The organism is Ruegeria sp. BA12 (assembly GCF_056539625.1).
Genome location: NZ_JBQFVF010000004.1, coordinates 264,626 through 290,142, shown reverse-complemented (window position 1 = coordinate 290,142; position 25,517 = coordinate 264,626). Strand labels below are relative to the sequence as shown.

The window sequence follows — 25,517 nt, the reverse complement described above, 5'->3', positions numbered from 1 at the left end:
TTGTGTCAGGGATTACCTCACATCTTCGCCTTCTCTGATTTCAGTGCCAGCCATAGGCAATAGCACATGATCAGAACCACCAGCGTGAAGGGGATACCTGTCGACACCGCTGCGCCTTGCAAGGCGGCAAGGCCACCGCCCAGCAGCAATGCGATGGCGACCAGACCTTCGAGCGTACACCAGAACACGCGCTGGATGACGGGGGCGTCCATCTTGCCGCCCGCCGTGATCGTGTCGATCACCAGCGAACCCGAGTCCGACGAGGTCACAAAGAACACCACGATCAGGACCAGCGCAATTGGGGCCACGATGCTATACAGCGGCAGCTCTTTCAGGAAGCCGAACAGCGCGCCTTCGGGGGCATAACTGTCGATCACCGTGGCGCGAACACCTTCCGCTCCGCCCGCATTCAACATATCGATGGCTGCACCGCCAAATGTCGACATCCACAGGGCGCAAACCGCTGTCGGCGCAAGCAGGGCGCAGATGACGAATTCACGTACCGTGCGGCCCTTCGAGATACGGGCAATAAACATGCCCACAAACGGTGACCATGCGATCCACCACGCCCAGTAGAAGGTGGTCCAGCCATGGAAGTAGCTGGTATCCTCACGTCCGAATGGGTTGGACAGCGCTGGCAGGTGCAGCACATAATCCGTCATCACGTTGAAATACCGTGAGATGGCTGTGCCAATTCCGGTGACAACAATGACGAAAATGAACAGCCCTACGGCCATGATCATGTTGATCTCACTCAGCCGTTTGACGCCTGCATCCATACCCATCAGGACCGAGCCCAGTGCAATCATGGTGATGCCAATAATAAGCAGGACAACGACGGTCGGGCTGGATTCGATGCCGAACACTTCGTACAGCCCCGCCGCAACCTGCTGCGCGCCCAGACCCAATGATGTGGTCAGGCCGAAAAGGGTGGCAAAGACGGCCAACGTATCGATGAAATGGCCCCACCAGCCCCAGACTCGCTCACCCAGGATCGGGTAGAACGCAGACCGAAGGGTCAACGGTAGGCCCAAATTGTAACTGAAGATTGCAAGGCTAAGGCCAACCGCGGCGTACACCGCCCAACCTTCAAGGCCCCAGTGGTGGATGGTGCCGACGATACCGGCATATTCGTTGCCCGGCACTGCGATATCAATGCCTAGTGGCACGGCATTACCGTCCTCGGCAAAGTTGTAATAGACCGGCTCCATCACTCCAAAGAACAGCAGACCGATGCCGATGCCGGCGGCGAACATCATCGCGATCCAGCCTGCATAGGAATAATCGGGCTTGGCGTCTTTGCCGCCAATCCGAACCTTGCCCACGGGCAGGATGATCAGCACCAGGCAGAACAGCGTGATCGCATCCACGGACAGGACCAGGAACCAATCAAACGTGCTTGTCAGCCAGGGCCGGAGCCAGCCAAAGAACGTCGCTGCGGCCTCTTGGTTGGCTAAGGCGATCAGAACAAAGGCAAAGATCAGGATACTAGAGATCAGAAAGACCGGGTTGTGGATATCCAGCCCGAAAGGCCTGACATTATCCTGGCCCAGCTCATATTCGGTCTCAAAATCATAGATCCGTGGATCTGGATCCAGCATTTTCTTGGTTTGTGCCATTCGACTTTCCCTCAGTTTGCTGCGTGCAAACGCCAAGGTCTTCGGTCGGTGGACGGCAAGTTTTCTGGTTTTCCCTTGGCGCGTTTCCCGTCATGTCGACCGCGAGTCTTCTGGTAAGAGCTTACACGATCATCAAAATTTCGCAAAATCCGCGCAATTTTCGGGGTTTTACTGCCAAAAACGGAAAAACGGGTAATTAATCCTGTAACGGCGCCCCACGGGTTTTACGACTGCCCGCCGCGCGCAACCGGTCCCTTAGGGATGGCGTCCAGGTGGATTGACCCTCTTGATTTTCCAGCGTCTCGACAAGGTCGACATCCATTCGGAATGTGGCACGCATCGGCATTAGCCCGTCAACGACGTTCATCTCATGGTCCGAAGGATCGATTAACAGTTGCCCAGTCAGGCGCACCGGCTCATGCGTATAGGCCGGTGTCCAGCCGTTGCGCAATTGCAACCGGATCATCTGGTTCGGCGCGGGTGGTGGCAGGTGACTGCACATGCCGGGCATAGGCACCAGATAAGCCACCGATTGGCCATCTTCATCCGATGGCGCAGGAATGGCATAACCCATCAGGGTCACCGTCTGACCGTCAAGACCGGGATTGCCGCTTGTGTTGGCCCTGTTTCGGCGCTCGGACACGTATTCGCGCTGGGACAGCAGCCAGTCGACGTCAATCTGGTCGGCGGCAAGGGCATCTTCGGTTTCCATCAGAAGTGATTGCCATTTCTGGCGGTCTTCCGCGCTGCCGACGTCTTGCTGCAATCTGCTGCGCAGGCGGACCGCGAATAACAGATCATCAAATTGCTCGGGGGTAAGCGCGCGAAAAGGGTCGTCATAGGTCTGGACCGACGGGTCCGGCAGCGCGGCCCAATCTAACGCAGCACCTGGCGCGGCCGAAACCGGGCCGATGAAACCCAGCAATGCCAGCGGTATAATCCTTAGCCAGGCCGTCATCTGCATTCTCCGCCCGAAACCCGAAATGCCCCCGTACCTTAGCGGCCTGTACCACCCCAGGTCCATGCCGGCATCATCACGAATTCAGCAGGGCGGCAGACCGCCAACCCGGTTCGGTTTCGCTTTCCTTTGGGCGCAATCTCATGTATGCGCGCGATATCTGAGACGTTGTGCCCTGACCCTGGCACTCAGACGAAAGTTAAAATGGGGTCGGCGGCAATGGGGCCGCCATGCAAACGGGAGACCCGGAGGGCCGGGAGCGCTCCCATCTAGGATACGCATATGTTTGATGTAACAAAGAAATCTATGCAGTGGGGCGAAGAGACGCTGACACTGGAAACCGGCAAAGTTGCCCGTCAGGCGGACGGCAGCGTGATTGCCACGCTGGGCGAAACCAGCGTCATGGCAAACGTGACCTTTGCGCGGGCACAAAAACCCGGTCAGGACTTTTTCCCGCTGACCGTGCATTATCAGGAAAAATACTATGCCGCCGGTAAGGTTCCGGGTGGCTTCTTCAAGCGCGAGGCGCGCCCGACCGAGAAAGAGACGCTGACCGCGCGTCTGATCGACCGTCCGATCCGCCCGCTGTTCGTTGACGGCTTCAAGAACGAAGTTCTGGTGATGTGTACCGTCCTCAGCCACGATCTCGTCAACGACCCCGACATCGTCGCGATGATCGCTGCGTCGGCTGCGTTGACCATTTCCGGTGCGCCGTTCCGTGGCCCGATCGCCGGTGCCCGTGTTGGGTTTGAGGATGGCGAATACGTCCTGAACCCGACCGTCGACGATATGCAGGACCTGCGCCTGAACCCCGAACAGCGTCTGGATCTGGTTGTTGCTGGCACCAAAGACGCCGTGATGATGGTGGAATCGGAAGCCTACGAGCTGTCCGAGGCGGAAATGCTGGGCGCGGTCAACTTTGCGCATGAGCAGATTCAGCCGGTCATCGACCTGATCATCTCGCTGGCCGAAGAAGCCGCGAAAGAGCCGTTCGATTTCCAGGCGCCGGATTACTCCGAACTGTCAGCTGCCGTTAAGGCCGCCGGTGAAGAGCAGATGCGCGCCGCCTTCGCAATCACCGACAAGCAGGAGCGCACCGCCGCTGTTGCCGCTGCCCGTGAAGCGATCAAGGAAGCGTTGACCGAAGAGCAGTTGGAAGACGGCAACCTCGGTTCGGCAATGAAAAAGCTGGAAGCAGGTATTCTGCGCGGCGACGTCGTCAAAGGCGGCAAGCGGATCGATGGTCGCTCGACCACCGATATCCGCTCGATCGTTGCAGAAACCTCGATGCTGCCGCGTACGCACGGTTCCGCGCTGTTCACCCGTGGTGAAACACAGGCGCTGGCCGTGACCACACTGGGCACCGGCGACGACGAACAGTTCATCGACGCGCTGCACGGCAACTTCAAATCGAACTTCCTGCTGCACTACAACTTTCCTCCGTATTCGGTAGGTGAAGTTGGCCGCGTTGGTGGCCCCGGCCGTCGTGAGATTGGCCACGGCAAGCTGGCATGGCGCGCTTTGCAGGCGGTTCTGCCTGCGGCGACCGACTTCCCCTACACGATCCGCATCGTGTCGGAGATCACCGAATCCAACGGCTCCAGCTCGATGGCGTCGGTCTGCGGCGGCTCGCTGTCGATGATGGATGCGGGCGTTCCGCTGAAAGCACCGGTTGCCGGTGTGGCCATGGGTCTGATCCTGGAAGATGACGGCAACTATGCCATCCTGTCGGACATTCTGGGTGACGAAGACCACCTGGGCGACATGGACTTCAAAGTGGCGGGTACCGAAAACGGCATCACCTCGCTGCAGATGGACATCAAGGTTGCGGGCATCACACCCGAGATCATGGAAAAAGCCCTGGCGCAAGCCAAGGACGGCCGGATGCACATCCTGGGCGAGATGGGCAAAGCCCTGTCCGAAACCAACGAATTCTCGGTCCACGCACCGCGCATCGAGACCATGAACATCCCGACCGACAAGATCCGTGAAGTGATCGGCTCGGGCGGTAAGGTCATCCGCGAAATCGTCGAAGTGTCGGGTGCTAAGGTCGACATCAACGACGACGGCGTGATCAAGATCGCCTCGCCCGACGGTGAATCGATCAAGAAGGCCTATGAGATGATCCACTCGATCGTCGCAGAACCCGAAGAGGGCCAGATCTATACCGGTAAAGTGGTCAAGATCGTCGACTTCGGTGCCTTTGTGAATTTCTTTGGCAAGCGCGACGGTCTGGTCCACGTGTCCCAAATCGAAAACCGCCGCCTGAACCATCCGTCAGATGTTCTGAAGGAAGGTCAGGAAGTGAAAGTCAAGCTGCTGGGCTTTGACGATCGCGGCAAGGTGCGCCTGTCGATGAAAGTGGTCGATCAGGAAACCGGTGAAGAGATCGTTCCCGAGAAGAAAGAAAAGAAAGAGGAAAGCGCAGAGTAATCTGCCTTTCTATTTCGAACAGGAAAGACCCCGGTTTCAGCCGGGGTCTTTTTTTGTTTGGGCTGCCCTTGAAACGTCCTCGAACCATGGCGACAGTTAAAGAGTTCTTCTGTGAGGCAATGCAATGATCCTGGAAATTCGTCATTACACGCTGAAACCCGGCCTCCGGGAGGAATTTATTGCGTTTTTTGAAAAGCATAACCGCTCTGCTCTGCGCGATGCAGGCATGCTTGTTTTTGGGCCACTCCGCGATCTGGAGGATGCCAACAAAGTACACTGGATGCGCGCTTTCCCCTCTTTGGAAGCAAGAGAGCGGTTAAAGAATGACTTCTACGAAGGGCCAGTCTGGCACGAGCAGATCGAGCCCATCGCAATGTCAATGATTGCCCATTACGAGGCAGAACTGACCGAGACAACCAACGGGTTCGAGACATTCAAAGGCGCTCGAACACTCGATATGTAGTGGGAACTGCGCCGCAATTCGGGTTTTGGACAAATGCGGCGCTGCTCAACAATCAGTGCGCCACCCCTGACGGCCCGTGCTTCATGATATGCCATTGGCCGTAGCTGTCGTTCAGGTCCAGTTTGATCGCCGCGTCTGCCTTGGTCGACGCGCTGCCGATCTCGGCCAGGGTGAATTCGATACCGCCGGGGATATCGATCCGTACGCGATGCGGGCCACCGCCATGCGGTGCCTGAATCGGTTCGCCGGTAGATTTCAGCACATCCCCGATGGTGACCTGGGCCGTACGCCCGTCCATGTCCATCTCAAAATCAATCGGCACATACAGAGTCTCATGAACGTTGTCGCACATCGTACGGAAAACATGCCAGTGGGTCGCCATTTCCTCGGTCTCTTCGCCGTGAAAGACCTTTTCCAATGCGGCGCGTTGGGCGTCCGAGGCACTTGGATCGATGATCACCTGCATCTCACCGCCGCCCTCGAAAATGGGACCCGGCCAGGCATAGATAAGAGCAGCCTTCGTACCACTTAGATCCGTGTCGCCAAAATGCCCCTTTGAAACTTCCAACACTTCAAACCCGCGGCAATGGCCATGGGTTGGCAATTCTTCGAACTGGCAAGGGCATGCATACCCGCAGTTGCAGTTCCCAAAAGCATCGCCTTCAATGTACCAATCAGTAAAACCCATCGTCTTCTCCTGTTATGCACAGTCTGAAAATCCCGACGTCGTTGGTCGCATGCCTGTAGATTATTCCCCCGACAACACCCTACCACAAATTGGTTGCGTTCAGAACCGTAAGGCCTAAATGCCCCTGTTTCGTTGAAATTGCGGCGTAAACCTTGGTTTAAACCCGCCAGTTTCAACCAAAATCCAATCGCAGCAGCCGGGGGCCATCCCCAGTTCGATCGCATCGACGCAATGCACAAAAGGAGATGCGATATGGAAACCTTCAAGATGCTGACACTGACCGGCCTGATCGTAACTGCCCCGGCCCTGGCTCTGGCCAACGTAGGGCTTGGCGACAAACTGGGAACCAGCGAGGCCGAAATCCGGGCGACTCTAGAGGCGCAGGGATACCAGATCGAGGAGATCGAGTTCGAAGATGGTGAGATCGAGGTTGAACTCAGCAAGGATGGCGTGGAAACTGAACTGGTCCTGACCGAGACGAATGGCGAGGTGACCGCCATCGAAATCGAAAAAGACGACGACTGACCGCGCGAAATCAAAGGAGCGCCATGAAGCTCTCACAGACGTCTTTACTCTGGCTTCTTCTGGTGGTGCAGGCCCTCTGCGCCGCCTTTTTCTTGACCGACGCGATCCTGGATTGGACCGGAGGCGAAAGTGCCGGGTTCCGCCATCTGCACGGGTTTGAACTGGTTCTGTCGCTGGCGCTGATGGGGGGACTGGCCGCAACCATTACCCTGATACGCACGCAAAATCGACGCGTGCGCGAAATGCAGCGTCAGCTTGGTGTGGCGCAGGGTGCCTTTGCCCAAATCATCGACAACCAGTTCAGCGAATGGCAACTCAGCGACGCTGAACGTGATGTCGCGCTGCTGTCCATCAAAGGGCTGTCCATCGCAGAAATCGCTGAACTCAGGCAGACCAAAGAAGGGACGATCAAGGCACAAAGCGCAGCGATTTATCGTAAGGCAGATGTCACGGGGCGGCTTCAACTGCTCAGTTTCTTTGTCGAAGAGCTTTTGACCGCTCCGCTGATGAACGAGCCCAAAGCGCCCAAGCCCAGAAAAGATCAAATCTGAAATTCAAGGCGGATTTATTCACTCACTCCGTGCAAATAACCTGTGACTCAACGTGAAGCTCCCGCGCCTTCTTTTCGCGTCTCAATTGCCCACATGTGCCTTGTACCCAATTCGGAACAAAGGACATGGTTATGGTTTCTCGTCTCATTCTCGCCTCGGCGGCCCTGACGGTCGGCGCGTCGGCACTGGCTGCCCAAAGCCTGACTGATGGCCTTTATATTCAGGGCTTCGCAGGCTACAGCCAATTGCAAGACAGCGACTTCGGCGGCACGGTCCACGGATCGCCACAATCCGTGGACACCGATTTTGACGCGGGCTATGGGTTGGGTATCGCCGTTGGCAAGGAAATTCCACAATGGTCTAATGACCGCATCGGCACCCGGGTCGAACTGGAATTGTCCTACCGCGACAACGACGTGGACGGCGTCAACTTCTCGGGCAACGGCCCCGGAAATGAGGGGAATACATCGGGCGATATCACGCAGACCTCGCTGTTTGGCAATGTGCTATTCGACATCAAGCAAAACAGCGCTTTCACACCCTATGTGGGTCTGGGTCTTGGCGTAACCTATTCCGATATCGACATCTCTTACGGGCCGGGCGTGCGGCTGGACGACAGTGAGACGAACTTTGCAGCCCAAGTCATCGCCGGCGTGGCTTATGAGGTCAACGAAACCACTGCATTAACCCTCGATACCCGCTATTCTCGTGCCTTCGACGTCTCAACCAACCGCGTGGCACCCAACGGAGCCTCTACCGGCTCTGTCGAGGACGATATCGACACGTTCAGCGTCAATGTCGGCCTGCGCTACGGGTTCTGAGTGCGCACGGGGGCAGAGTTTCTATCCGGTTCCTCTTCCCCCGCATGGTCCCGTGTTCTATGCACGGGATCATGCGATCTTTTATCATCCATATGTCCTCTAGCACCGCCCGGCGACCCAATGCCGACAAGCTGTGCGCCGATCTGCCAAATGCCGAACTGTTCGAGGCCGTGAATGGCCGTGATCCTGAACAGATCGCCGGTGTTCAGCTTCATCCCGGCAATCTGCACCGCCCGCATTACCCCTTTCCCCTCCGTCCGGCTGAAATCGGCGTGTTCGAAAGCCATCGCCGCATCTGGCGCAAGCTGGTCGATGAAGAAATTGATCTGGCCATCATCACCGAAGATGACCTGCGTATCGACCCCGCCCGCATGGCCGAGACGCTCAAGGTTCTGGCCCCGATCGCCACACCCGACCATTATATCCGCATTCCGGTAAAGCAGCGCGAGGTCCCGGTTCAGACTCTGGCCGAACAGAACGGACTTCGGCTGATCCTGCCCAAGGTGATCGGGTTGCAATGCGTCTGTCAGATGGTGGGTCGACACGCGGCCAAACGATTGCTTGCCGCCACCGAACAGATTGACCGCCCGGTAGATACCTTCATGCAAATGCACTGGCTGACCGGCCAACCCATCCACGCCCTGCTGGGCAGTGGCAATCAAGAGGTGGCGCGCGAAATCGGTGGGTCGACCATCCAAACCAAACCGCCACTGTCGGATAAACTGACCCGCGAATTCAAACGCGCAGCTTATCGGGCAAAGCTGCACCTGCACCCGCAGCGCCCACGTACTTCATCTGGCTGAAGATACCTTCGGGGGAAGTACGCCGTTAGGCGCGAGGGGGGCAGACAGCCCCCCGGACCCGGTGCCGCCTTACGACGGTGCCTTGGTCTTGCGCAGATAGGGAAAGATCGTTTCGAACTCGCCGAACTTTTCTTTCGCTTCGTCGTTGGACACGGAAGGCGGGATGATCACGTCTTCACCCGGCACCCAGTTGGCAGGCGTCGCAACGCCCTTGGCCGACATCTGCAATCCGTCCAGCGCGCGCAGAATCTCGGCAAAGTTCCGGCCCACGGTCATCGGATAGGTCATCGAAAGTTTCAGCTGCTTGTCCGGCCCGATTATAAAGGCCGAGCGCACCGTGGCGCTGTCTGCAGGCGTGCGACCGTCGGGCAGATACGCCTCGGCTGGCAGCATGTCGAACGCCTTGGACACCGCCAGCCCGTCATCGGCGATGATCGGAAAGCCGGGGTTGGCGTTGCCGTAAGCCTCGATGTCTTTTTTCCACTTCTTGTGATCCTCGACCCCGTCGACCGACACGCCCAGAACCTTGGTATTGCGAGCCGCCCATTCGTCATTCAGCTGCGCCACAGCCGAAAACTCGGTGGTGCAAACAGGAGTAAAATCTTTGGGGTGCGAAAACAGGATCGCCCAGCTGTCACCGATCCAATCATGGAACTGAATGGTGCCCTGATCCGTCTCTGCAGTGAAGTTCGGAACCGTATCATTGATGCGCAAACCCATGGCGAATCTCCTTTATTGTGAAAAACCCGAGTCGGTTGCCGTAAACCTAAACACTTTGCGCGATTGTTAAACCACATAAGGGCGTCAAATAATTTGATCAAATTTTTCCTTGCCGTGCCCTTGCCCCGGTGACAGAGTGGCCGCGATTCCCGACTTCGGGCTGTTGGCACAGGAGGATGCGCCATGATCGAAAAACGCGATTTCTATATCAACGGTCAGTGGGTCGCCCCCTCGGCGGCCAATGACTTTCACGTGATCAACCCCTCGTCAGAGGAACCCTGCGCGGTGATCTCGTTGGGCGCGCAGGCCGATACGGATGCCGCCGTCGCTGCGGCCAAGGCGGCTCTGCCCAGCTGGATGGCCACTCCGGTTGCGGAACGGATCGCGCTGGTTGAAAAACTTGTCGAGGTCTATCAATCCCGCTCGGAAGATCTGGCGCAGGCTATGTCGCTTGAGATGGGCGCGCCGCTGGATATGTCACGCAGTTCGCAAGCGGGTGCGGGCATCTATCACCTCAAGAACTTCATCCGCGCCGCAAAGGAATTCCCGTTCGAACGCCCGTTGGGCGATCATGCCCCCAATGACCGCATCATTCACGAGGCCGTCGGCGTTGCGGCCCTGATCACACCGTGGAACTGGCCGATGAACCAGATCACGCTCAAAGTCGGTGCTGCGGCGATTGCGGGTTGCACAATGGTGCTGAAGCCATCCGAGCAAAGCCCACTGAACGCGATGATCTTTGCCGAGATGATGGACGCCGCAGGCTTTCCGCCCGGCGTGTTCAATCTGGTGAATGGCGATGGGGTGGGCGTCGGCTCGCAACTTTCGGCACACCCAGATGTGGATATGGTCAGCTTTACCGGATCGACCCGTGCCGGAACCGCGATTTCCAAGGCTGCGGCCGAAACGCTGAAGAAAGTGCATCTGGAACTGGGCGGCAAAGGCGCGAACGTGATCTTTGCCGATGCCGATGAAAAGGCCGTTAAACGCGGTGTGCTGCACATGATGAACAACACCGGCCAAAGCTGCAACGCGCCCAGCCGCATGCTGGTCCAGCGCCCGATCTATGATCAGGCGGTGGAGATTGCGGCAGAGGTAGCCAACAAAGTCACCGTTGGTCCCGCGCTTGAGGAAGGCCGCCATATCGGTCCTGTAGTGAACGAAGTGCAATGGACTAAAATTCAGGACCTGATCCAGCAAGGCATTGATGAGGGCGCGCGTCTGGTCGCAGGTGGCACCGGACGGCCCGAGGGGCTGAACAAAGGGTACTACGTCCGCCCCACCGTCTTTGCCGACGCCAATAATCAGATGACTATCGCGCGTGAAGAAATCTTTGGCCCGGTCCTGACCATGATGCCCTTCGACACCGAAGAAGATGCCGTCGAGATCGCCAATGACACGCCTTATGGTCTGACCAACTATGTCCAGACACAAGACCCCGCGCGCGCCAATCGTATGGCGCGGGTGCTGCGGTCGGGCATGGTTGAAATGAATGGCCAGTCACGCAGTGCCGGATCACCGTTTGGTGGGATGAAGCAATCCGGCAATGGACGCGAAGGCGGCGTTTGGGGCTTGGAGGACTTTCTGGAAGTCAAATCCGTCGGTGGCTGGGCTACCGAGTAATCAAGTTTGATTAATCCAATTGTGAGGCACCTTACGGTGCCTCGCTCTGTTTTCAGGCTTCCGCCTGTGCAGCCTCATAGGCCAGCATGGCGCGTTTGACCGGCAGGCCCCAATGGTAGCCGCCCAAACCGCCAGATTTCCGCAGCGCCCGGTGGCAGGGGATCAGCCAGCTGACCGGGTTGCGCCCTACAGCCGTGCCAACCGCACGCACCGCTTGCGGGGACCCTACCCGCTGCGCGATCTCGGAATAAGTGGTGACCTGGCCCGAGGGTATATGCATCAGTGCCTCCCACACCTTGATCTGCAGGGGTGAGCCGATCAGGTATAGGGGCGTCGGCTCCAAGCGGTCGCTGACCGATCCAAACGCGCTCAGCACCCACGGGCGCAGGCACATCGGGTCCTCGACAAAGTCCGCCTGCGGCCAGCGCGACAGCATATCCTCCATCGCGTCTTCTTCACCGGTCTCGGCGCCGAAGGCCATGCCGCAAATGCCTTTGTCGGTACCCATCACCAGCGCGGGGCCAAAGGGGCTTTCGAACCAACCCCAATAGATCGTCAGCCCTGACCCTTTGCGGGCGTATTCGCCGGGGCTCATGGATTCCCATTTCAGGAACAAATCGTGCAGGCGGCCAGAGCCGGACAGGCCCACATTGTGGGCGGTCTCCAGCGTCGTGAACCGTTCGCGCAACAGAGCCTTAGCGTGACCCAAAGTCAGGTATTGCTGGTACCGTTTCGGTGACACGCCGGTCCAGCGCGAGAACAGGCGCTGGAAATGCGCTGGGCTCATGTCCATTTGGCGGGCCAACTCATCCAGGCTGAGGGGCTCACCGCCCTGATCAATCAACTCGATCGCGCGTCGCATGACGTTGTAGTGATAGCCGCTTTCAGGAGTCTGGACGTTCATGTCTTTCACCTCATTATCTGGGATAAACCATAGCGCGCAGGCCACGTCCAAGCGACCCGGAACTTGCGCATTGGCTTTGGGCTTGTGTCACGGGCCAGCGGGCGGCATTAAGGCCCGGATGGCAAAACAACTCGACTATCACACGATCCGCGAGATCTTTACGCGTTTCCATGACGCCGACCCCGAACCCAAGGGCGAGCTGGAGCATGTGAACGTCTACACCTTGGTCGTGGCCGTAGCGCTGTCTGCGCAGGCGACGGACGCGGGCGTCAACAAAGCCACACGCGCGTTGTTCAAGGTTGCCGACACCCCGCAAAAGATGCTGGATCTGGGCGAAGACGGCCTGATCGAACACATCAAAACCATCGGTCTTTTTCGACAAAAGGCCAAGAACGTCATCAAGCTCAGCCGTATTCTGGTCGAAGACTATGGCGGCGAAGTACCCAATTCCCGTGCGGCACTGCAATCGCTGCCGGGGGTGGGGCGCAAGACGGCGAATGTGGTGCTGAACATGTGGTGGCGCTATCCGGCGCAGGCGGTGGACACCCATATCTTTCGTGTCGGCAATCGCAGCGGCATCTGCCCGGGCAAAAACGTGGACGCGGTCGAGCGTGCCATCGAAGACAACATTCCAACCGATTTCCAGCTGCATGCACATCACTGGCTGATCCTGCATGGCCGCTATCACTGTAAGGCGCGCAAACCCATGTGCGGCACCTGTATCATCCGCGATCTCTGCGAATTTGAGGACAAGAACCTATGAAAACCTACCAGCTTGTTGGCATCGGAAACGCCGTTGTGGACGTGATTTCCCAGGCCGATGACAGTTTCCTGGAACTGATGGGCATCGAAAAAGGCATCATGCAGCTGATCGAACAGGAACGCGGCGAGGTGCTGTATGCCTCGATGGAAGGTCGGGTTCAGACGCCGGGCGGGTCTGTGGCAAATACCATCGCCGGGGCCGGCGCACTGGGGCTGGATGCCGCGTTTATCGGACGAGTGCATGATGACGCGCTGGGCCGGTTCTATGCGGATGCGATGAACGAGGATGGCGTGGATTTCGTGAACCCGCCGGTGCCGGGTGGCGAACTGCCGACCTCGCGCTCAATGATCTTTGTCTCGCCCGATGGGGAACGGTCGATGAACACCTATTTGGGGATTTCGTCCGAGTTGTCCTCGGCGGACGTCTCTGCTGACGTAGCAGGCAACAGCCAGCTTATGTTCCTTGAGGGGTATCTGTTCGACAAGGAAAAGGGCAAGGCGGCGTTTCTTGAGGCTGCGCGAAACTGTCACAAAGGCGGCGGAATGGCGGGCATCGCCATCTCGGACCCGTTCTGCGTGGAACGTCACCGGGTCGATTTCCTGCTGCTGATCGAGAACGAGCTGGATTTCGTCATCGGCAACGAGGCCGAGATCAAGTCGCTGTTCGAAACCGACGATCTGGAAGAAGCGCTGGCAAAGACCGCCGCGATCTGCCCTCTGGTTGTGTGTACCCGGTCGGGTGACGGGGTAACGGTTCTGTATGACGGCCAACGCACCGATGTTCCGGTGGAAAAGGTGGTGCCGGTGGACGCGACCGGCGCGGGCGACCAGTTTGCCGCCGGATTCCTGTATGGCATGGCCACCGGTCGCGATTATGAGACCTGCGCCCGCATCGGCAATGTCTGCGCCCGTGAAGTGATCAGCCATATCGGCCCAAGGCCCGAAGCAAATATGCAGGAACTGCTGCGCGCCGCAGGCTTGCTGTAAAAAGTCAGGGCCGGACAGAGGGCATCGCATGAAAATAGCTGCGCTGACGATGGTGTACCGCGACTATGAAATGCTGGCGCGCTGGTGCGATTATTACGGCGACATGCTGGGCCCCGAAAACCTTTTTATCGTCTCTCATGGTGCCGACCCACGGCACCGTGAGATTGCCCAAGGGTGCAACTGCATCACTGTCCCAAGGGAGCCCGTTGCGAATTTCGACACGTGGCGGTTCGAAATGCTGCATCGCTTCGTTCAATTCCTGTCCAGTTCCTATGAATGGGTCATTCGCACGGATTCGGATGAGTTCATTGTCGCGGACAGGGCATATGGAACCGTGCCCGAGATCCTGCAGCGTCAGGAGGTTCCGTTCGCCTTTGCTCTCGGCCTTGAGGTTTTCCAGCACGAAAGCGAAAAGGAACTGACGCCAGACCCTATCACCGCCCAGCGGCGCTATGGTCTGGTTCTTGCCAGGTATTCCAAGGCGTTTGCGGTACGAAATGGCATGCGGCTGGAAAACCATGGGGTTCACATAAACCCTCGAGGGTCATCTTCCTACACTGTAAACATGCCTGAAGGGCTGTATCTGCTGCACATGCGGATGTGTTCGAACGCCGTGCATCAGGCCCATCGTGACCGAAAGATCATGATGAAGAACGCGCCGCGCTCGTGGAAGAATCTGGACAAGTGGGAACGGATTATTCTTGACCACATTGCTTTGGGTCAGGTCGATGATAGCGATGCTCATCTCAGTCACGTCCGGAACGTTCAAAGCAATCGCCACAGACCGGCCTGGTATCGGCGCGGTATCCTTGTGCCTGTTGCGACACCCGACATGAACCGCGTCGTGGAACTCCCGCAGGGTATTCTCGGCCAGGTGTGATCGGAAGATCGTGCTATGAACCGGCCGCGTCGTTCAGCCGCCAATCGTAATCATACGCCCTGACCCGCTGTGTTTGCTGCAATCGGGCCCGCAAGTCGGGATCGGCGACCGTTCGAATATAGGCCAGCACGGCCTGTTCATTTGGTCCAAAATCTTCGCGGAACCAGATGTAGATTTTTGACAGGACAGGCCTCCCGTGATCATTGAACCGCACCCCACGCGGATCATTGACATAGGCACGCTCGGCCGCGGCAAAGTCCTGCTCCAAGGTCTCGGCCTGCCAAGCGCGGCTCATCAGATTGGGACAACCCACGGCCGCGCAGTTCAACGCATAGTGGATGCGGGGCTCATCATATGTGGGTCTTATGATGCGATGCTCGATTTCGTTCAGGGTCAGCGTCTGCCCCGCCACCTCAACCAGAGGCCGGTTCCATGGGCCGATCGACAGCGGCCCGTCTTTGATGTCGCGGATCGAGGCCACGGGATAGTTATCAAGAACCACATCCACCGTCACCGCATTATAGAGATTGATCCAATAGGCCAGCTGCTGATCGCGGGTCAGTTGCATCGGATCCAAGGCTTGCAAATCGGTCAGATAACCATCCAGCCGCGCCCGGTCGGCCTGCGTCACCTGCCCATAAGCCAGCCGATTTACACCTTGCGCATCCGGCGCGACATAACGGGACAGGAAAGCCGTCCAATCACCGTGATCAACCCGTTGTCCGGGCAGTGGCGCGTAGCTTGTCAAGGTCTGCCCCGGCAAGGTCTCAGGCGCGGGCAGCGCCAAACGCTCAACACTGGCGCAGGCGGCCAGCAAGGACAGCAGCAGGATCAGCAGGTATCTCATGACGCGTCCTTCCGAATCTGGCGCAGGGCCCGCATCTGACCCTTGAGCCGCTTCAGCGGGGCAAGCGAGGGGTCGCCAAGCTCGGGCAGATCCGGCCCACCAGACAGACGCGGCACGGCGGCGTTCCACCAGCTTGGGCCGGTCGGGCCTTCGATCCGGTCCGGGCTGGCCAGATGCATATCGCGCTGCGCATTGTGTACACACATCGACAGCGGTCCGTTGGCCGTCGCGACCATGAACACGCATGAGGCGCAGCGATCCTCCTCAAGCGCATCCGCCGCCATGAAGTTATGGATGAACACGGCCTGCCGCCGCACCGGGCCGCGCAGCAGCCCTGATCCCAGACGCACCACGCTTAACGCCAGATGACCAAGCGCCCGCAAGGCCAGAAGCGGGTGCCGCCGGATCATGCGCCGCAGTTTGGGGCGGATGCGGATATGCGCGTCCTGCTTATCGTCAACGCCCTCAAGCGCGGCGATCACCCGATGCACCAGCCGCCGGTTCGACAGCAACGAGACCGCGCGCCCTCCGGCGGTGACCACACTGGCATAACGATTGCATTTGGAATGCCCAACGGCAGCAGTGTCGAAATGCAGCGGCGTGCCGTAGCCTGCTTCGATCGCGCGCGTCACACTGTCCTGCGTGATCGCATCGGGCCGCACGCGCATAACACCGCGCCCGGTATCGGCCTGCATCTGGAACGACACAAAGGTAACCTCCGGGCGGTCACGCAGAAACCGGGCCAATTTCGGTATCTCGCCGAAATTGCCGCCAAACACGGTGGTATTGAACAGGATACGCAACCCCAACCCGCGCGCGCGGCGGATGTAGGCGCGGCGCACGGTGTTCAGTTCGACCTCGGTGCTGAACCCTTTTCGTTCCTGGGTCAGGTCGACGTGAAAGGCGACATCATCCAACCCTGCCGCTGCCAGCCGCGTCAGAAAAGCCCGGCTGGCGCGGATACCGTTGGTCATCAGGCAGGACCGCATGCCCAGACGGCGGATCTCGCGGCACAGGGTCTCAAGATCCTCGACTTTGCGCAGGGTCGGATCACCGCCCGTCAGTTGTACCGAGACACCTGTGCCATAGTGGCTGCGGATCGTGGCGAGCCGTGCAAACAGAACCGAAAGCGGTGGGTCAAAGGTCATCTCGGCCCGGTCCGAGAGGTAGCATAGCGTGCAATCCAGATTGCAGTGCTGGGTGACCTCAAGCGCGACGCAGGCGATGGGGTAAAACCGCCCCGCTGTCTGTCCCGCGCCAAATTCACTGCAACTTTGCAAACCGCCACGCAAGGGGGCACGACGGTCGGTGCCTGTGAACTTGCGTCCGGCGGGGGCAATGGCGGGCTGGGGATGCGCGGTGTCTTTCATACGCACCAAGCTAGAGAGGGCTCGGACAAGCGACCACGCCCTCTCACGCCAACGTGCGGGCCGGTGAACGATCAGCCGCAGCAGCCACCGGATTGTTTCACTTCGGTCGCCGACGGAGCCTCGTTCACATTCGCACCCCGACCCAGCCAGGTGCGCTCAGTCAGATAGAAATCGGTGAAGCGGTCGTGAAAGTCGTCGGACACGGATTTCTGCGGAATGCCCGTGGCCTGTAGGGCCCGCTGCCACGCTTTCACCTTGGGATAATCGGCCAGCATGTCGTGCCCACTGTGATCGGCGACAATCGCAGCGCGGTGCAACAAGGGCAGCCATGCCATATCCACATTGCCCAGCGTTTCCCCTGCAAAGAACGGACCATCGCCCAGTTGTTTTTCCGCCTTGGCAAAGGCGGCGTTCAATTTGGTCACGCGTTCACCAAATACCGCGCTGTCCGCACTTTGCATGGTGCTGCACTGAACCAGATAGTGTTTGCTGGCCTGATAGCTCCACGCTCGGTTCAAGGCGCGCTGTTCGGGCGTCAGATCGGGTTGCAGCAGGGCAGCGACTTCATCAAGATATTCAGCGATTGCGTCTGACTCGAACAGCGGCGTGCCGCCTTCGGTCACCAGCACCGGCACCTGGCCTGTGGGCGACAGCTCAAGAAACCAATCAGGCTTGTCGCTAAGGCTGATGAAGTCAATTTGATAAGGCACCTGCTTGGCTTCAAGCAGCGCCGTGACGCGCTGAACGAAGGGGCAGATTTTAAAGCTGATAATACGGATCATTGGTCTTTCCTTTTGGTTGCTTCACCTGTCAGACGAAGCCCACGCCAAAAAGACGACGATCAGATCAACATTTTCTGCAATTGGTGGATTTTTCCTGCACGTCCGAGATGTTTCCCCGCACATCCATCGAAATATTGCAGCAGTCTTCAAACGCCTTGCGCAGCTCGGACCGACCTTTTTGAACGCGTGACTTGAGGGTCGAATAGGACAGCCCATGCGCCTGTGCATAATCGCGTTGTGACATGCCATTGATGTCTATGGCCATCAACATATCTGCGGACTCGGCGGGCAGACCCCGAATGAAGGGTTCGACACAGCCTTCAAGATCCTGACGGGTTTCGGGATCATCGCGATGATACCACAGGTCATCCGGATGCGCCTGCGCACGGCCCGCTTTGCGATAGTGGTCAATGATAGTGCGATCCGCCGTCTGAAACAGCCACGGCTGCAGCTTGGCCGGATCTTTCAAATCAGGCAGGCCGGTGAAGACCTTGACCGAAATCTCTTGCAGCAGGTCATCCACATCCGCCGCATTGGACACGCGCGAATGCAAAAACGCCTTTAGACGAGCGCGATATTTCGGCCAAATATCTTCGATCTGCATGTTGGTTTATGACAGGTAATCGGCGAACGCGTCCACCACCTGCTCATAGACCTCACGCTTGAAGGGCACGATTTCCGCGATCAGCTTGCCGGGGTCTTGCCATTTCCAGCGGGTGAATTCCGGGTGATCCGTTGCGATGTTGATCTGATCGTCGCGGCCGGTAAAACGCAGCAGGAACCATTTCTGTTCCTGCCCGCGAAAACGGCCTTTCCAGATATTGGGCACGATCTCATGCGGCAGGTCATAAGGCAGCCAGCCATCGGTCTCGGCCACCACCTTGACCAGATCAGCGGTCACGCCTGTTTCTTCCCATAGCTCACGCAAGGCAGCATCGCGGGGGTCCTCACCCTTGTCCACCCCACCCTGCGGCATCTGCCACGCGTCCTTATGGCGGTCATTGCGCTGGCCGACAAAAATCTTGCCGTCGGCATTCATCAGCATCAACCCGACGCAGGGGCGATAGGGAAGTTTGGCGATTTCTTCGGGGGTCATGCGTGGCCTCATGGGGATGTTCAGGCAACCTCTAACAAGCGCCGCGAGGTCCGCAAAGGGGGTGACGTTAGGTTTCGCGTGACAAAGTTTACGCGCGCGTCAATTTAGGTTGCAAATTCGTGAGGGAGAGTTTCGCCATGACTGCGTACCCAAACATGCTGGCCCCGCTGGATCTGGGTTTTACCACGTTGAAGAATCGCGTGCTGATGGGTTCGATGCATACAGGGCTTGAGGAAACCGGCGATTGGAACCGCGTGGCCGAGTTCTATGCCGACCGTGCGCGGGGTGGCGTGGCACTGATGGTGACGGGCGGGATTGGCCCGAACCTTGAAGGCTCGGTCCTGCCGGGTGCGTCAATGATGACCAACGACAAAGAAGTGGCGAACCATTCCATTGTGACGCAGCGGGTACACGAAGCAGGCGGCAAGATCGCGATGCAGATCCTGCACGCGGGCCGCTATGCCTATGGCCCGAAATGTGTGGCTCCCAGCCCTGTGAAGTCTCCGATCTCGCCGTTTCCACCAAACGAGTTGGACGAAGACGGCATCGAGAAACAGATCAGCGATATCGTCAACGCAGCCCGATTGGCCCAGAAGGCAGGCTATGACGGGGTCGAGATCATGGGCTCTGAAGGGTATTTTCTGAATCAGTTCCTTGTAACCCACACCAACAAGCGCACCGATCGTTGGGGCGGGTCGTATGAGAACCGGATGCGCCTGCCCATCGAAGTCGTACGCCGCACGCGCGAGGCGGTGGGAACGGACTTCATCATCATCTACCGCCTGTCGATGATTGACCTGATCCCCAACGGCTCGACCCATGATGAGGTGGTGGAATTGGCGCGGCGGGTAGAACAGGCCGGTGCGACGATCATCAACACCGGCATCGGTTGGCACGAAGCACGGATTCCGACGATTGCGACCAGTGTTCCCCGCGCCGCCTTTGCGTGGGTGACCAAAAAGCTGATGGGCAAGGTCTCGATCCCCGTGATCACCTCAAACCGGATCAATACACCGGAAGTGGCCGAAGAGGTTTTGGCGACAGGCTGCGCCGATATGGTCTCAATGGCCCGCCCAATGCTGGCGGATGCGGATTTCGTGAACAAAGCGATTGCCGGGGACAGCGCCAAGATCGCGCCCTGTATCGCCTGCAACCAGGCCTGCCTGGATCACACGTTCAGCGGCAAGCTGACCTCATGCCTGGTTAACCCGCGCGCCTGCCACGAGACCGAGTTGGAGATTGCCAAGGCAGATACGGTCAAGACAGTGGCTATTGTCGGTGCTGGCCCGGCTGGTCTATCCACCGCCATGACCGCCGCCCAGCGCGGCCATGAGGTCACCCTGTTCGACCGCGCCAGTGAAATTGGCGGTCAGCTGAACATGGCCAAACAGGTACCGGGTAAAGAAGAGTTCTGGGGCCTGGTCGACTGGTACCGCACCATGATGGCTGATCTGGGTGTGAAAGTGGAACTGAACCGCGAGATTAGTGCCGATGACCTGACCGGTTTTGACGAAGTGATCATCGCCACCGGTGTTACCCCTCGCGATCCGCAGATACCGGGACAGGATCGGGACAACGTCCTCAGCTATATCGACGTGCTGCGCAACAAGGACGAGGTCGGCGCGTCCGTCGCCGTGATCGGCGCAGGCGGCATTGGTTTTGATGTGTCCGAATTCCTGATTGAAGACGGACATAGCCCCACAACCGACTTGCCCGTCTGGATGAAGGAATGGGGTGTGACCGACCCCGAGGATCACCGCTCGGGCCTGGCCCCCGAAGGCCCGCAGCCCGAGGCTCCCAAGCGGCAGATCACCCTGTTGCAGCGCAAGAAGCAGGCACACGGCAAAGGGCTGGGCAAAACTACGGGATGGATTCACCGCGCAACGCTAAAGATGAAAAACGTCAATTTCGTAGGCGGCGTGAACTATGAACGCATCGACGAGGACGGCCTGCATGTAACCTTTGGCGAAGAACGCGCTGATCCGACTGTCATCCCAGCGGATACGATTGTTCTGTGTTCTGGTCAGGTGTCTGAACGCTGCCTTGCCAACGCGCTGATCGATCGCGGCATCACCCCGCACGTGATTGGTGGCGCGGATGTAGCGGCAGAGCTGGACGCCAAGCGGGCGATCAATCAGGGCACACGGTTGGCGGCTAGCCTCTGAGTTCGTACAAAGGTTACTCGGAAAGCGCGAGCTTGACGCCCAGCGCACCAAACGCGGTTGAGAAACACCGCTTGATCCAGGTCATGACGGATGGTCGGTGAATGACATAATCCCGCGCCAGCGCCGCGCAGGCTCCGTATCCAACAAAGACCACAAAGGTCAGTGCCATGAAGGCAAGGGCGAGCTTGATCAGTTCCAGCCCTGCGTTCGCCGTACCTGCCGGTAAGAACTGTGGCAGGAAGGCCAGAAAGAACAAGGATAGTTTGGGGTTCAGAACATTGATCAAAGTTCCGGTCACCGCGATTTTGACGTGGCTTACCGAGGATTTCTCGGCATTGACCTCCAATGCGCCGCCATCTTTGAGAATCCCCCAAGCCATATAAAACAGATAAAGGACACCCAGATACTTGATGAGCTGAAACGCCAGCGCGCTGGTATGCAAAAGCGCGGCAAGCCCGATGATACTGGCAAGCGCTGCCGGAACGATTCCAATTGTACATCCAACTGCGGCCGCAAGGCTGGCGCGAAAACCGCGCCCAAGACCAACGGCCAGCGTGTATATCACACCGGTCCCCGGCAATAGCACCACAATTAGGGATGTCAGAAAAAACTCAAGCGACATGCCGCCTCCAACTTGTTCCGAGGCAGAGTTTCCGACAATCAAATTAATGTAAACCGTTTTAGCTGGCAGTTCTGGTGACTACTCCACCGTAATCGTAATCACCTCGGACACAATTGGTGTTGCATGCGGCACGTGCCCTGCATCGCCCAACACCAGTTGCAGCGTGTGTTCACCGGGGGCAAGGTCCAGCGTCACTTCGGTCTGACCGCCACCAAAATGCAGGTGATTGTCGTCTGCGGGCAAACCATAGGCCAGCTCATCCGCGCCGTCTTCGCCCTCTCCTAGCGGTGGGCGGTCAATCAGCAAATGATGGTGACCGGTGTTTTCCTTCTCGGTCCCGGCCGGGGCCACGCCCATGCCGCTAAGACCAAAGACCACCGTCACAGGGGACTTGACGGTATCCCCGTCCGCCAGATTGACGAAATAAACCTTTGCTTCGGGGTTGGATGGCGTTTCTCCACCGGCCAACGCAAGGGTTGCGGACAGGCACAGGGCAGCAAGGGCGAAAAAGGCTTTCATGATCTCCTCCGTGGTCACAAATTTGCCATTCTCATCTTAGCATATTCGCGCCAATGCCCCTAAACCCTTTGTCTTTTTTGGGGTGTAGTCACCTTGGAAACTATTGTTTCCGCGTTTCCCATCTGCAAACGATAGCAATTAAATCCCTGATATTATCCCATGTCTGCCCCGTTTCCGCCCAGATTGGGCGCCAAAGTCAGGCAGAGACAAAACACCCGGGGAACGAGTATGGACCGACTGACCGAAATGGAAGCCTTTGCCAATGTGGTGGATCAGGGTGGGTTCACCGATGCGGCCAAGAAGATGGGTATTTCTAAATCTGCAGTATCAAAGCATGTATCAAGCCTTGAGGCACGGCTGGGCGCACGATTGCTGAACCGTACCACGCGTCGGGTATCCCCGACCGAGATCGGGCTGGCCTATTACGACCGCGCGCGCCGCGTACTGAATGACGCGGGCGAAGCGGATGCGCTGGTCACCTCAATGCAATCGGCACCTTCTGGCCTGCTGCGAATCAGCGTGGCGACAGATTTCGGGGTGAACCATCTGTCGCCGGTGCTGTCGGACTTTTTGGCCGCGTACCCGGATATCACCGTGAATATGGTTCTGAACAACCGTTACGTGGAATTGATTTCCGAAGGCTTCGACGTCGCCGTACGCATTGGTGAGCTTGAGGACAGCACCCTGCGCGCACGTAAACTGACCGAAACCGTGAAACGAATGGTGGCCGCGCCCAGCTATATCGAGAAATTCGGTCGTCCGCAGAAAATCGACGATCTGAATGAACACAAGCTGCTGCATTATTCGAGCCAATCCTCGGGCAATGTCTGGAGGTTGACCGCACCGTCAGGTGAAAAAAGACAAGTGCGCACCGCCGGTTGGCTCAGCGTGAATGACGGTCAGTCGCTGTTGAACGCGGCGATCTCGGGGCTGGGGATCGCATATCTGCCCAGCTACCTATATGCCGAGGCGCTGAAATCCGGCGAGGTACTGGATGCGATGCCGTCATTGCCCGATGAGGTGCAGGGTATCTATGCCGTCTATCCACCCGGCCGCTTCACGCAGCCCAAAGTACGCGCGTTCATCGATTTCCTGGTTCAGTCCTTTGCGGAAAAAGGCCTGATGGATTGGGTGGACTGACCCGATGCTCAACAGGCTGAACAAATGAATACAGCTATTCAGACCGAGAATAGCACCGAGCACGCCGATGGCGACGCACGTCCTGCATCGTCAACAGGGTCAAAAACGCCCCCGGTTTCAGCCGTAAGCGAAATCACTGGCCTGATTGGCGTAGTCGGCCTTTTTGCAGCAACATTGGCAGCCGTCTATTTCGACACGCCGTTGTTGCAGTCCATTCAGTTGTTGTTGGCGGGTGCCGCGCTTCCGATGATTGTGTCGTCTATCCTGCTGGACAAGGCCCATTTGCGCGCCTCAACAGGATTGGATTATAGGCTCAGGAGGCACTCTTCAGATGTTGTCTCAATCACGGTAACAAAGACCCTGGGCCTTGGGGCGACCTTTTTCGTCATCGCCATGGCCTACCAGATCATTCCGACCTACGACTCGTCAAAATACGAGCTGGTTCGCGCACTGACCCTTGCGTGGTTTCCTATAATTTGGATTCTGTCCCCAGCTTATATTGCCTTCACCACCCGCCACATGGTCGAGCCGCGCGACGAGCTTTGGCACTTTGGTAAGCTGATCACCCTGCAGCTTTCCGTCGTGGATTCTGAAAAGATTAAAGACCATTGCAGGACATGGCTGGTCAAAGGGTTTTTCCTGGCCTTCATGATCACCATCCTACCGCAGATCGTCAGTTTCGTGACCAACGCGGATCTAGAGAGCTTTTTTGCCGATCCAGTGTCGCTCATCCTGCTCTTGATCCAGGTTTCCTTTCTTGTGGATGTGTGCATCGGGTCGATTGGCTATGTCTGCACGTTCCGGGTTCTCGATTCACATATTAGAACTGCGAACCCGTATCTGTCTGCCTGGGTCGCTGCGCTGGTGTGTTATCCCCCCTTCGCGTTGATGACCACTGGCGGCCCGCTCGACTATCGCGCAGGCACGCAATCATGGACGGATTGGCTGTCGGATCAGCCTGTGCTTTTGATTGTTTGGGGCGGCGTAATTCTGTTGCTTGCCATAATCTATGCCTGGGCAACCGCTGCGTTCGGGCTTCGTTTTTCGAACCTGACCCATCGCGGGATTATCACGACCGGGCCGTTTCGTTATTCCAAGCATCCTGCCTATCTGTCCAAAAACATCATGTGGTGGATGCTTTACATGCCATTTCTTTCGGCCGTCGGACCAGCGGCCGCCCTTCAAAGCTGCATTTTGTTGTTGGGGGTGAATGCACTGTATTACGCGCGCGCCAAGACGGAAGAAAAGCATCTTATGACCGACGAAGACTATCACGTCTATGCTGACTGGATCGCGGAATATGGCCTGATTGCGCGCTTGCGAAATCAACGTCGCAGTCAGAAACCCTGACGGTCAGAGCCAACCGAAGGCGATTAGTCGAAGAACAACCACAGATCGTCTTCGTTTTGTCGACAAATCGTCTCTTTTGCCAGTGATAGTGCAAGTAACAGGAAAGATCTCCCCCGGTGAACCTCGACGGCCCGCGCATCAGTGCGGGTCTTTTTTTCTTGATTGTCTTTTAGAAACGCTCGACCCAAGGACGCAAGGTCAGCTCGTTACTCCAGGCGGATCGGTCCTGATGTACCAAATGCATGTATTCCCGCGCGATGGCGTCCGGGTCCAACATGCTGTCGGGGTTGTCCGTAGCCTCAACCCGTTCCGGACGGGACGCATTGCGGATGCCACCGTCGATATTGACCCACGCCACGTGGATGCCTTTGGGGTGCAACTCGCGCGCCATGGATTGAGCCAATCCGCGTTGTGCAAATTTGCCCATGGCAAAGGGTGCGGACAGCGGAAAGCCTTTGACCCCAGCCGAGGCACCGGTGAACAGAATCGTTCCGCGCCGGTTGTCCCGCATCGGCTGGTCCAGCATGCGGCGGGCAGCGGCCTGCCCTAACAAAAAGGCCCCGTGGGCCGTTACTTCAACTGCCTTGCGTACCGTTTCGGGGTCCAGATCGGTGATGGGACCACGCTGCCGGGCCGAAGGGTTGTAACAGGCCACACGCAATTCACCCGGCAGATCGGCGACCAACGCCGCTACGCCCGTGGCATCCGTACCGTCCAGCTGATGAAGCGTCGCACCCGTTTCGGCAGCCAGTGGTTCCAGTTTCGCGATATCGCGCGCGGTCAAGTGCAGCGCATATCCATCCCGAGCCAAGGCCCGCGCGAATGAGGCCGACAGGCCTGCCCCCGCGCCGATGATCAATGCCTGAGGGGTTTGTGTCTGATCGGCCAT

26 protein-coding genes are annotated in these 25,517 nt (G+C 58.0%); 13 read left to right on the top strand and 13 right to left on the bottom strand.

Features of this window, described 5'->3' with window-relative positions:
- Window positions 1-17: 17 nt before the first annotated feature.
- Both ACR0B0_RS10940 and ACR0B0_RS10935 read right to left on the bottom strand, forming a co-directional pair.
- Window positions 18-1,619, bottom strand: coding sequence for a BCCT family transporter (locus tag ACR0B0_RS10940; protein WP_170349799.1), 1,602 nt, complete (start codon window positions 1,617-1,619; stop codon window positions 18-20).
- Between the two features lie 196 nt (window positions 1,620-1,815).
- A complete protein-coding gene (locus tag ACR0B0_RS10935) occupies window positions 1,816-2,577 on the bottom strand; it encodes a DUF3299 domain-containing protein (protein WP_480647756.1) in 762 nt (253 codons plus the stop codon).
- Between the two features lie 282 nt (window positions 2,578-2,859).
- Here ACR0B0_RS10935 and pnp point away from each other — a divergent pair, with 282 nt between their 5' ends.
- A complete protein-coding gene (gene pnp, locus ACR0B0_RS10930; protein ID WP_170349797.1) occupies window positions 2,860-5,010 on the top strand; it encodes a polyribonucleotide nucleotidyltransferase in 2,151 nt (716 codons plus the stop codon).
- Between the two features lie 124 nt (window positions 5,011-5,134).
- Entirely contained in the window at window positions 5,135-5,473 is a 339-nt protein-coding gene (locus tag ACR0B0_RS10925; protein WP_170349796.1) for an NIPSNAP family protein, read from the top strand.
- Window positions 5,474-5,525: 52 nt separating this feature from the next.
- On the opposite strand, the gene ACR0B0_RS10920 is transcribed toward ACR0B0_RS10925, so the two are convergent.
- Window positions 5,526-6,161, bottom strand: a complete 636-nt coding sequence (locus ACR0B0_RS10920) for a DUF1326 domain-containing protein (RefSeq protein ID WP_170349795.1) — start codon at window positions 6,159-6,161, stop codon at window positions 5,526-5,528.
- A 252-nt stretch (window positions 6,162-6,413) separates the two neighbouring features.
- Between ACR0B0_RS10920 and ACR0B0_RS10915 the strand changes: the two genes are divergently transcribed.
- The 4 genes from ACR0B0_RS10915 to ACR0B0_RS10900 all read left to right on the top strand — a co-directional run bounded on the left by ACR0B0_RS10915 (window position 6,414) and on the right by ACR0B0_RS10900 (window position 8,861).
- Window positions 6,414-6,686, top strand: coding sequence for a PepSY domain-containing protein (locus ACR0B0_RS10915; protein ID WP_170360740.1), 273 nt, complete (start codon window positions 6,414-6,416; stop codon window positions 6,684-6,686).
- Window positions 6,687-6,709: 23 nt separating this feature from the next.
- Window positions 6,710-7,237 (top strand): helix-turn-helix transcriptional regulator, encoded by a 528-nt coding sequence (locus tag ACR0B0_RS10910; RefSeq protein ID WP_170360743.1) that lies wholly within the window; start codon window positions 6,710-6,712, stop codon window positions 7,235-7,237.
- Window positions 7,238-7,368: 131 nt separating this feature from the next.
- A complete protein-coding gene (locus tag ACR0B0_RS10905) occupies window positions 7,369-8,058 on the top strand; it encodes an outer membrane protein (protein WP_480647753.1) in 690 nt (229 codons plus the stop codon).
- Window positions 8,059-8,129: 71 nt separating this feature from the next.
- Entirely contained in the window at window positions 8,130-8,861 is a 732-nt protein-coding gene (locus ACR0B0_RS10900) for a glycosyltransferase family 25 protein (RefSeq protein WP_170360746.1), read from the top strand.
- 69 nt (window positions 8,862-8,930) lie between these two features.
- Here the strand turns inward: ACR0B0_RS10900 and ACR0B0_RS10895 are convergent, their stop codons facing one another.
- On the bottom strand, window positions 8,931-9,581 hold the full coding sequence (locus ACR0B0_RS10895; RefSeq protein WP_480647751.1) for a peroxiredoxin: 651 nt from the start codon (window positions 9,579-9,581) through the stop codon (window positions 8,931-8,933).
- A gap of 183 nt (window positions 9,582-9,764) precedes the next feature.
- On the opposite strand from ACR0B0_RS10895, the gene ACR0B0_RS10890 reads away from it, so the two are divergent.
- Complete coding sequence (locus ACR0B0_RS10890; RefSeq protein ID WP_480647749.1) at window positions 9,765-11,204, top strand: aldehyde dehydrogenase family protein; 1,440 nt, start codon at window positions 9,765-9,767, stop codon at window positions 11,202-11,204.
- 52 nt (window positions 11,205-11,256) lie between these two features.
- On the opposite strand, the gene ACR0B0_RS10885 is transcribed toward ACR0B0_RS10890, so the two are convergent.
- Window positions 11,257-12,108, bottom strand: coding sequence for a methylated-DNA--[protein]-cysteine S-methyltransferase (locus tag ACR0B0_RS10885; protein WP_170349788.1), 852 nt, complete (start codon window positions 12,106-12,108; stop codon window positions 11,257-11,259).
- 118 nt (window positions 12,109-12,226) lie between these two features.
- Between ACR0B0_RS10885 and nth the strand changes: the two genes are divergently transcribed.
- The 3 genes from nth to ACR0B0_RS10870 are packed head-to-tail and all read left to right on the top strand — an operon-like array spanning window position 12,227 to window position 14,737.
- Window positions 12,227-12,871 carry an endonuclease III gene (gene nth / locus ACR0B0_RS10880; protein WP_170349787.1) on the top strand — a complete coding sequence of 215 codons (645 nt, stop codon included), beginning with the start codon at window positions 12,227-12,229 and terminating at the stop codon, window positions 12,869-12,871.
- A complete protein-coding gene (locus ACR0B0_RS10875; RefSeq protein WP_170349786.1) occupies window positions 12,868-13,857 on the top strand; it encodes an adenosine kinase in 990 nt (329 codons plus the stop codon). The genes nth and ACR0B0_RS10875 overlap by 4 nt, the downstream gene beginning before the upstream one ends.
- Window positions 13,858-13,885: 28 nt before the next feature.
- On the top strand, window positions 13,886-14,737 hold the full coding sequence (locus tag ACR0B0_RS10870) for a glycosyltransferase family 2 protein (RefSeq protein WP_480647747.1): 852 nt from the start codon (window positions 13,886-13,888) through the stop codon (window positions 14,735-14,737).
- A 13-nt stretch (window positions 14,738-14,750) separates the two neighbouring features.
- Here the strand turns inward: ACR0B0_RS10870 and ACR0B0_RS10865 are convergent, their stop codons facing one another.
- From ACR0B0_RS10865 to ACR0B0_RS10845, 5 genes are all read right to left on the bottom strand, one after another.
- Window positions 14,751-15,584: a DUF547 domain-containing protein gene (locus tag ACR0B0_RS10865; protein WP_480647746.1), complete on the bottom strand. Its 834-nt coding sequence runs from the start codon at window positions 15,582-15,584 to the stop codon at window positions 14,751-14,753.
- The gene (locus ACR0B0_RS10860) at window positions 15,581-16,954 is read right to left on the bottom strand and encodes a radical SAM protein (protein ID WP_480647745.1); all 1,374 of its coding nucleotides are present in this window, start codon (window positions 16,952-16,954) and stop codon (window positions 15,581-15,583) included. The genes ACR0B0_RS10865 and ACR0B0_RS10860 overlap by 4 nt, the downstream gene beginning before the upstream one ends.
- Before the next feature lie 71 nt (window positions 16,955-17,025).
- Window positions 17,026-17,736: a glutathione S-transferase family protein gene (locus ACR0B0_RS10855; protein WP_170549930.1), complete on the bottom strand. Its 711-nt coding sequence runs from the start codon at window positions 17,734-17,736 to the stop codon at window positions 17,026-17,028.
- A gap of 64 nt (window positions 17,737-17,800) precedes the next feature.
- Complete coding sequence (gene sigZ / locus ACR0B0_RS10850) at window positions 17,801-18,340, bottom strand: RNA polymerase sigma factor SigZ (RefSeq protein WP_480647744.1); 540 nt, start codon at window positions 18,338-18,340, stop codon at window positions 17,801-17,803.
- Window positions 18,341-18,346: 6 nt separating this feature from the next.
- A complete protein-coding gene (locus tag ACR0B0_RS10845) occupies window positions 18,347-18,832 on the bottom strand; it encodes an RNA pyrophosphohydrolase (protein ID WP_170410760.1) in 486 nt (161 codons plus the stop codon).
- Window positions 18,833-18,969: 137 nt separating this feature from the next.
- On the opposite strand from ACR0B0_RS10845, the gene ACR0B0_RS10840 reads away from it, so the two are divergent.
- Window positions 18,970-20,997, top strand: coding sequence for an FAD-dependent oxidoreductase (locus ACR0B0_RS10840; RefSeq protein ID WP_480647742.1), 2,028 nt, complete (start codon window positions 18,970-18,972; stop codon window positions 20,995-20,997).
- A 13-nt stretch (window positions 20,998-21,010) separates the two neighbouring features.
- Here the strand turns inward: ACR0B0_RS10840 and ACR0B0_RS10835 are convergent, their stop codons facing one another.
- Window positions 21,011-21,619 (bottom strand): LysE family translocator, encoded by a 609-nt coding sequence (locus tag ACR0B0_RS10835; RefSeq protein ID WP_170349778.1) that lies wholly within the window; start codon window positions 21,617-21,619, stop codon window positions 21,011-21,013.
- A gap of 78 nt (window positions 21,620-21,697) precedes the next feature.
- Window positions 21,698-22,138, bottom strand: coding sequence for a DUF4399 domain-containing protein (locus ACR0B0_RS10830; RefSeq protein ID WP_170376221.1), 441 nt, complete (start codon window positions 22,136-22,138; stop codon window positions 21,698-21,700).
- 228 nt (window positions 22,139-22,366) lie between these two features.
- Here ACR0B0_RS10830 and ACR0B0_RS10825 point away from each other — a divergent pair, with 228 nt between their 5' ends.
- Entirely contained in the window at window positions 22,367-23,278 is a 912-nt protein-coding gene (locus ACR0B0_RS10825; protein WP_170349776.1) for a LysR family transcriptional regulator, read from the top strand.
- 24 nt (window positions 23,279-23,302) lie between these two features.
- Window positions 23,303-24,628 carry a methyltransferase family protein gene (locus ACR0B0_RS10820; protein WP_425081357.1) on the top strand — a complete coding sequence of 442 codons (1,326 nt, stop codon included), beginning with the start codon at window positions 23,303-23,305 and terminating at the stop codon, window positions 24,626-24,628.
- A gap of 169 nt (window positions 24,629-24,797) precedes the next feature.
- Here the strand turns inward: ACR0B0_RS10820 and ACR0B0_RS10815 are convergent, their stop codons facing one another.
- Complete coding sequence (locus ACR0B0_RS10815; RefSeq protein WP_170349774.1) at window positions 24,798-25,517, bottom strand: SDR family NAD(P)-dependent oxidoreductase; 720 nt, start codon at window positions 25,515-25,517, stop codon at window positions 24,798-24,800.

Coding starts and splice junctions, on each gene's coding strand:
- ACR0B0_RS10865 (WP_480647746.1), bottom strand. CDS start 15,584: ATGAGATACCTGCTGATCCTGCTGCTGTCCTTGCTGGCCGCCTGCGCC.
- pnp (WP_170349797.1), top strand. CDS start 2,860: ATGTTTGATGTAACAAAGAAATCTATGCAGTGGGGCGAAGAGACGCTG.
- ACR0B0_RS10920 (WP_170349795.1), bottom strand. CDS start 6,161: ATGGGTTTTACTGATTGGTACATTGAAGGCGATGCTTTTGGGAACTGC.
- ACR0B0_RS10830 (WP_170376221.1), bottom strand. CDS start 22,138: ATGAAAGCCTTTTTCGCCCTTGCTGCCCTGTGCCTGTCCGCAACCCTT.
- nth (WP_170349787.1), top strand. CDS start 12,227: ATGGCAAAACAACTCGACTATCACACGATCCGCGAGATCTTTACGCGT.
- ACR0B0_RS10870 (WP_480647747.1), top strand. CDS start 13,886: ATGAAAATAGCTGCGCTGACGATGGTGTACCGCGACTATGAAATGCTG.
- ACR0B0_RS10820 (WP_425081357.1), top strand. CDS start 23,303: ATGAATACAGCTATTCAGACCGAGAATAGCACCGAGCACGCCGATGGC.
- ACR0B0_RS10875 (WP_170349786.1), top strand. CDS start 12,868: ATGAAAACCTACCAGCTTGTTGGCATCGGAAACGCCGTTGTGGACGTG.
- ACR0B0_RS10855 (WP_170549930.1), bottom strand. CDS start 17,736: ATGATCCGTATTATCAGCTTTAAAATCTGCCCCTTCGTTCAGCGCGTC.
- ACR0B0_RS10890 (WP_480647749.1), top strand. CDS start 9,765: ATGATCGAAAAACGCGATTTCTATATCAACGGTCAGTGGGTCGCCCCC.
- ACR0B0_RS10825 (WP_170349776.1), top strand. CDS start 22,367: ATGGACCGACTGACCGAAATGGAAGCCTTTGCCAATGTGGTGGATCAG.
- sigZ (WP_480647744.1), bottom strand. CDS start 18,340: ATGCAGATCGAAGATATTTGGCCGAAATATCGCGCTCGTCTAAAGGCG.
- ACR0B0_RS10885 (WP_170349788.1), bottom strand. CDS start 12,108: ATGAACGTCCAGACTCCTGAAAGCGGCTATCACTACAACGTCATGCGA.
- ACR0B0_RS10895 (WP_480647751.1), bottom strand. CDS start 9,581: ATGGGTTTGCGCATCAATGATACGGTTCCGAACTTCACTGCAGAGACG.
- ACR0B0_RS10845 (WP_170410760.1), bottom strand. CDS start 18,832: ATGACCCCCGAAGAAATCGCCAAACTTCCCTATCGCCCCTGCGTCGGG.
- ACR0B0_RS10905 (WP_480647753.1), top strand. CDS start 7,369: ATGGTTTCTCGTCTCATTCTCGCCTCGGCGGCCCTGACGGTCGGCGCG.
- ACR0B0_RS10940 (WP_170349799.1), bottom strand. CDS start 1,619: ATGGCACAAACCAAGAAAATGCTGGATCCAGATCCACGGATCTATGAT.
- ACR0B0_RS10925 (WP_170349796.1), top strand. CDS start 5,135: ATGATCCTGGAAATTCGTCATTACACGCTGAAACCCGGCCTCCGGGAG.
- ACR0B0_RS10835 (WP_170349778.1), bottom strand. CDS start 21,619: ATGTCGCTTGAGTTTTTTCTGACATCCCTAATTGTGGTGCTATTGCCG.
- ACR0B0_RS10915 (WP_170360740.1), top strand. CDS start 6,414: ATGGAAACCTTCAAGATGCTGACACTGACCGGCCTGATCGTAACTGCC.
- ACR0B0_RS10935 (WP_480647756.1), bottom strand. CDS start 2,577: ATGACGGCCTGGCTAAGGATTATACCGCTGGCATTGCTGGGTTTCATC.
- ACR0B0_RS10815 (WP_170349774.1), bottom strand. CDS start 25,517: ATGGCCGATCAGACACAAACCCCTCAGGCATTGATCATCGGCGCGGGG.
- ACR0B0_RS10910 (WP_170360743.1), top strand. CDS start 6,710: ATGAAGCTCTCACAGACGTCTTTACTCTGGCTTCTTCTGGTGGTGCAG.
- ACR0B0_RS10860 (WP_480647745.1), bottom strand. CDS start 16,954: ATGAAAGACACCGCGCATCCCCAGCCCGCCATTGCCCCCGCCGGACGC.
- ACR0B0_RS10840 (WP_480647742.1), top strand. CDS start 18,970: ATGACTGCGTACCCAAACATGCTGGCCCCGCTGGATCTGGGTTTTACC.
- ACR0B0_RS10900 (WP_170360746.1), top strand. CDS start 8,130: ATGCGATCTTTTATCATCCATATGTCCTCTAGCACCGCCCGGCGACCC.